The sequence below is a fragment of the Chloroflexota bacterium genome (assembly GCA_013152435.1).
GTDB lineage: Bacteria > Chloroflexota > Anaerolineae > DUEN01 > DUEN01 > DUEN01.
This window is the reverse complement of sequence record JAADGJ010000016.1, coordinates 1-5689: the sequence shown is the minus strand read 5'-3', so window position 1 is coordinate 5689 and position 5689 is coordinate 1. Positions and strand designations below refer to the sequence as shown.

Annotated in this window: 4 protein-coding genes; 3 read left to right on the top strand and 1 reads right to left on the bottom strand. The window is 63.9% G+C overall.

Annotation, left to right across the window (positions count from 1 at the left end):
• Positions 1 to 233 precede the first annotated feature (233 nt).
• The 3 genes from GXP39_02340 (at position 234) to GXP39_02330 (ending at position 3906) form a co-directional block, all read left to right on the top strand.
• Positions 234 to 1319, top strand: a complete 1086-nt coding sequence (locus GXP39_02340) for an anion transporter (protein ID NOZ26875.1) — start codon at positions 234 to 236, stop codon at positions 1317 to 1319.
• Positions 1320 to 1705: 386 nt separating this feature from the next.
• Positions 1706 to 2446 carry a response regulator transcription factor gene (locus GXP39_02335; GenBank protein ID NOZ26874.1) on the top strand — a complete coding sequence of 247 codons (741 nt, stop codon included), beginning with the start codon at positions 1706 to 1708 and terminating at the stop codon, positions 2444 to 2446.
• A complete protein-coding gene (locus GXP39_02330) occupies positions 2443 to 3906 on the top strand; it encodes a HAMP domain-containing protein (protein NOZ26873.1) in 1464 nt (487 codons plus the stop codon). The genes GXP39_02335 and GXP39_02330 overlap by 4 nt, the downstream gene beginning before the upstream one ends.
• 90 nt (positions 3907 to 3996) lie before the next feature.
• On the opposite strand, the gene GXP39_02325 is transcribed toward GXP39_02330, so the two are convergent.
• Complete coding sequence (locus GXP39_02325) at positions 3997 to 5394, bottom strand: arylsulfatase (protein ID NOZ26872.1); 1398 nt, start codon at positions 5392 to 5394, stop codon at positions 3997 to 3999.
• Positions 5395 to 5689 lie beyond the last annotated feature (295 nt).

Genomic DNA, 5689 nt, shown 5'->3' with positions numbered 1-5689 from the left:
CAAGGATCTGGTGCGCGTCATCGACAAGCTCTACCGCGTCGCGATCGAGCCCCGGCGCGGCGGGCCTCCCCCCGTGCCCGGTGTGTCGTAGAGGACCTCGTCCTCGCGAAGGGTGGGATGCTGACGGATGGAGCTCTTGGGAAGAGGGTGATCTGGTGCTGGGACAGAGCGTGAGAAGGTGTTGGGACGATGAGTGGCGGAGAATATCCATTCCGCTCCACGATTTCATAAGAATGGTTCGGCGTGATCTCGTCCTCTTGCTGCTGGTGGCGCTGTTCGTCGCGCTGACCGTCACGCGTCCGGGCGGGGTGATGGGGATCGCCCGCATCTATCGGCTCGTGGACTGGACGACCATCGCATCCCTGGCCGGCATCATCACGATCACGACGGGGATCAAGGAGAGCGGGCTGTTCGAGGGGGTAGCCGGATGGGCGCTGGATCGGCTGGCCTCGGAAAGGAGCCTGGCCTTGTTCTTGGTCTCCCTGACCGCTGTGTCCTCCGCTTTCCTGACGAATGATATCGCGTTGGTCATCGTCGTGCCCTTCACCTTGAGCCTGCAGGGTCTGCTTCAGAACGATATCAAGAAGGTGGTGGTTTTCGAAGGGATCGCTGCCAACGTGGGATCCGCCCTGACCCCCATTGGGAATCCCCAGAACATGGTGCTATGGCGAGATTGGGGGATCTCCTTTCTCGCTTTCGTCTGGCACATGGCGCCTCTCGCGCTCGTCTCGGTGCCGACGCTTCTGCTGTTCGCCGCGCTCGTGTTCCGTGGGCGCGCGCTCCATACACACCGGGCGGGAGACACCCGCTATGATCGGCGGCTCGCCATCTGGTCGTTGGGACTCCTGCTCGGATGCGTGGTGGCCTTCGAGGTAGGGGCCTCCGTGTATGTACTCCCCGCGATCCTTCTCGCGTATGTGGCGTTGGATCGGGATGTGCTTGGCCGGGTGGATTGGTCCATCATCTTCATCCTGACCCTCATGTTCGTGGACTTTCGCATCCTCTCCGAAATGAAGTGGGTCTCGCGGTGGGTATGGGCACTGGACTTGGGGCACGCCCGGGGGGTGTTCATAAGCTCCGTGTGGCTGTCCCAGGCGATTAGCAACGTGCCCACCGCGATCTTCCTGTCGAGGTTCTCCCATAACTGGCGGGCGATCCTTTACGGCGTTAACATCGGCGGGAATGGGTTGGCCACGGCCTCGCTCGCGAATCTGATCGCGTTGCGGATGGTCCCTGACAGGCGGATATGGATGGAGTTTCACAAGTACTCGCTGATCTATCTGCTCATCACGGCGGTCCTGATCTACCTGTGGCTGTGAAAGGCTGAAGAGCAGCACGTGCTTACGCGAGAGCGGTGGCTCTGTCGTGCACCCTTTTCGATGGGAATACGGTGGGGAGGTTTGAGGGGCGCAGCCCCTCAAAAGAAACTCCCTGGTTTCCGTCTCTCACCTGCCTTGCCCGGCCTTGTCTACCCGAATCGGGCCAGGGAAGAGCAGGTGCCAGGCGGAAAAGGGGATGTTTGGGCGGAGGGAGATTCCCCATCCCATCCCTGCGGGCTTGCGATGGATGTCGTGGGGCGTCTCACGGAATTTCCACGAACTTGGATACGCTATCGTAATTCCGTCCCGGTGGCCTTTTCCCCTGGAATGTACTACAATCCTTGGAGGGAGCGAGACGAATGACGAGGCGGTTGAACATGGGCGATATGGACAGGTGGGATCCGAATCCCGCGGACGAGTCGCAGCTCCCTTCCGGCCCCCGTATCCTGGTCATCGAAGATGAGCCCACGATCATCGAGTTTCTGCGTACCGGGCTGGCCTACGAGGGATATCGGGTGTCGGTGGCCCCGGATGGGAAGACGGGATTGGATTTGATCGGGCGGGAGTCGTTTGATCTCGTCATTCTGGATCTCATGCTGCCCGATGTGGACGGCTTTGAGGTCTGCCGGCGGCTGCGAACCTGGGGAAACGACGTGCCGATCATCATGTTGACGGCCCGGAAGGAGATCGCCGATCGCGTCACAGGGCTCGATCTGGGTGCGGACGACTATGTGACCAAGCCCTTCAGCTTCGCGGAGCTGCTGGCCCGGATCCGGGCCCTCCTGCGTCGTCGGGGGGATCGGGTGGAGCCGAGCGAGCTGCGGGCTGCCGACCTGATCTTGAACGTGGAGACCCACGAGGTCGCCAAGTCCGGCCAGCCGATCCACCTCACGCCCACGGAGTTCGCCCTTTTGGAGCTTTTCATGCGACACCCGCGTCGCGTGTTCACCAAGGAGACGTTGCTGAATCGGATTTGGGGGTATGACTTCGCGGGGGATACCAACGTGGTGGACGTCCATATCAGCCATCTGCGGGAGAAGATCGGCGATAGGCCCCCGCGCCTGATCCGGACCATCTACGGCGTGGGGTATACGTTTCATCCGGAGGATCTGGACGGCGAGCCGTGATACGTACCTGGAGCGATCTTCCCCTACGCCTTCGTCTGACCCTGTTGTATATCGGGTTGCTGGCCTTTCTTCTCTCCATATTAGGAGGGGCGCTCTACTGGGACACCCGGCGTTTTCTGCTCGATAGCACCGCCACCCGGCTGCGTGCCCAGGCCAAGCCCGTGATCGAGCGATGGCTGTATCCGGCGGCCTCCCCTCCGGCTCCTCCAAACCCACCTCCTCCGCCTCCCTCTCCCTCTCCTGACCTTCATCGTATAGCGGGCGCGCTGGCCCGTGATCTGACCTCTCGCGACACGGTGGCCCTGGTGCTCGATCGCGATGGCCGCGTCCTGGCCGATGGTCGGCGGCTGCCGGAGGAGCCCGACCCGCCGACGCCCGATCCGATCTACTATGCTCGGGCGCTGGCCGGGGAAAACGAGGTCAATTACATCGCCGCGGTGGACGATCAGCGCATGCTGGTATTGCTGATCCCGTTGCGTCGCGCCCCGGGAAGTGCGGAGGTCCTGGGCGTCGTCCAACTGAGCACGCCGCTGGCCCCCATCGAACAGATCCTCCTGCGGCAGAGGCTGTTGCTGGGGGCGGGCATCGGGTTCGCGCTCCTGGTGGGCACGCTTTGCGGGCTCTGGCTCACCACCTCGGCGTTGAGGCCTTTGAGTCGCATGGTGACGACCTGTCGCCAGATCGCCGCGGGCGACCTGAGCCAGCGCGTCAACCTGTCTCACCATGGGGATGAGGTCGGACAGCTGGCGCGCGCCTTTGACGAGATGGTGGCCCGGATCGAGACGGCTTTTGAGGCTCAGCGGCGCTTTGTCGCCAACGCGGCTCATGAGCTGCGGACCCCGCTGACGGCCCTGTTGGGTTCCCTGGAGGTGCTGCTGCGAGGGGCCCAGGATGACCCCGCGGCCGTGACCCGCCTGGCACAGGGGATGTATCAGGAGGTCACCCGGCTGTCGCGCCTATGTGAGCAGCTGCTTGATCTCACCCGTATCGATGCCTCGGCTCCCATTCACCGGAGGCCCGTGGACCTGCATGCCTTTTTCAACGAGTTCGCCCAGCAGGCTCGTCTGCTGGCGCGGGATCGTGAGGTAGCCCTGGAGCCGGGGCCCTCCGTCACCCTGTCCGCCGATCCTGACCTCCTGAAGCAGGTGTTGTTCAATCTGGTGGACAACGCGGTGCAGCATACGGCGGTGGGAGGGACCATCACCCTGGGTTGGCGGACTCTTCCCGCCGGGGTGGAGGTGTGGGTGGCCGACGACGGGGAGGGGATCGCCCCGGAGGATCTCCCGCACATTTTCGAGCCCTTCTATCGGGGAGACCGATCTCGGTCCAGGCGTCACGGCGGCACCGGCCTGGGGTTGACCCTGGCGCGGGCGCTGATCGAGGCGCACGGAGGCCGGATCGCGGTGGAGAGCCGCGTGGGACAGGGGACGCGCTTCACGATCACCTTGCCAACGACGTGAGGATCCGGGTTGGTGTGCCCCAGCAGGGGGATCACACAGATGTTTCATCCCTCTGCGCTCTGCGCGCCTCGAGAGGTGGGCGGATCCCTCTCAGATCCCCCGGTCCTCTTCCTCGTAAATCCGCTTTCGCTCGGCCTCCACGGCTTCGAACCAGCTCTCTAATTCTCGCAGCATCTTAGCCGCCCGGGCCGGCTCCGACTCCGCCAGATCGTTCTGCTCCAGTGGATCCTCGTCGATGTTGAAAAGCTGTGGCGGTGGCGGCGGGGGCACCGCCCGTTCCGGCTCCGGGCCGCGACGGATGTCGTCGAATCGGCCCGGCTCGTACTTCAGCGCCCGGTCCATGGCCAGGTCCTCCGGCGAAACCACCATCGCCTCCCGGATCGCGGGCCGCACCAGCTTCCATGGGCCATCCCGCATGGCGGCGTTGCACGTCACCAGCGGCGTGTAGCGGTTCCATTGCCAGAAGCGGCGCGTGACCACGTTCCCGCTCTCCTCGCGCAGTATGGGTAGGATGTTCTGCCCGTCCAGTGCCAGCTCTCCTGGCGGCTCCAGCCCCGCGACGGCCAACAGGGTCGGCAGCCAGTCGACGAAGTGGACCATGTCGTGAATGTGCCGTCCGCCGTCCAGGCCATCGGGCCAGCGCAGCACCATAGGCACCCGGATGCCCCCTTCGTATACCAGCCCCTTCGCGCCGTTGAACCCGCAGTTGAAGCGCGTGGTGCACATCTCCCCCTCGCCGCCGAACTGCGGCCCGTTGTCGCTGGTGAACAGAACTAGCGTGTTGCCCTCGATGCCCTGTCGCCGTAGCTCATCCAACACGCGCTCCAGCCCTTTGTCCATACGCTGGATCATCCCGTAGAGGGTGCTCACCGCCTTGGTGAATCTACCTGTTTCCGCGAAGGGCTTTACCTCCTCGTCGGGTGCCTGGAATGGGAAATGCGGGGCGTTATAGGCCAGATGCAGGAAGAACGGCTCCCGACTGTGGCGGCGGATGAATTGCACGGCCTCCTCGGTGAATACATCCGTGAGATAGCGGCCGTCGCTCTGCCGGTACGTGCCGTTGTAGTCCAGGCGCCATGTGTAGTAGTCCTGCCACCCGCCCCGGAAGCCGACGAACTCATCGAAGCCGCGCCTGTTTGGGTGATAGCGCGGGTCCAGCGCGCCCAGGTGCCATTTGCCGATCAGCCCGGTCACGTAGCCCGCTCGCTTGAGCAGATCACCGATGGTCACTTCCTTCAGGGCGAGGCGATCCAGTCCCCGTCCCTCCAGCGTGTCGATGGCGCCGGTGCGATGGGGGTACCGGCCGGTGAGCAGCGCCGCCCGCGCCGGCGCGCACACCGGCGAGGCCGAGTAGTGTTGCGTCAGGCAGATCCCCTCTTCCACCAGCCGATCGAGGGTGGGCGTCTTCAAGGAGCCGTCGTTGAATATCCCGAAGTCGCCGTAACCCATGTCGTCTGCCACGATCAACAAGATGTTCGGTGGGGGCATAGCGGTTTCTCCTGCTCTCGTATGACCCGTTTGCATTGGCCAGCGGGTCCTGTCCCCGACGATTTCGCTGCGCTCTTATCGCATTGGCCGCGCAAGCGGGCCGCATAGGTAGGGCTTTTTCAAAGTCAGTGATGGAAATCGGGGTGGTAGGAACACCCCGCGTGTCGCCCGACGCAAGACATTCCCCTGATCATCGACCGCGGGGAAACGGCCCTCATCCCCCAAACCCCCTTCTCCCGAGCCCGGGAGAAGGGGGCTCAATGGTGGGTGGTGGCGGCGGCGCAGCTCCGCTGCG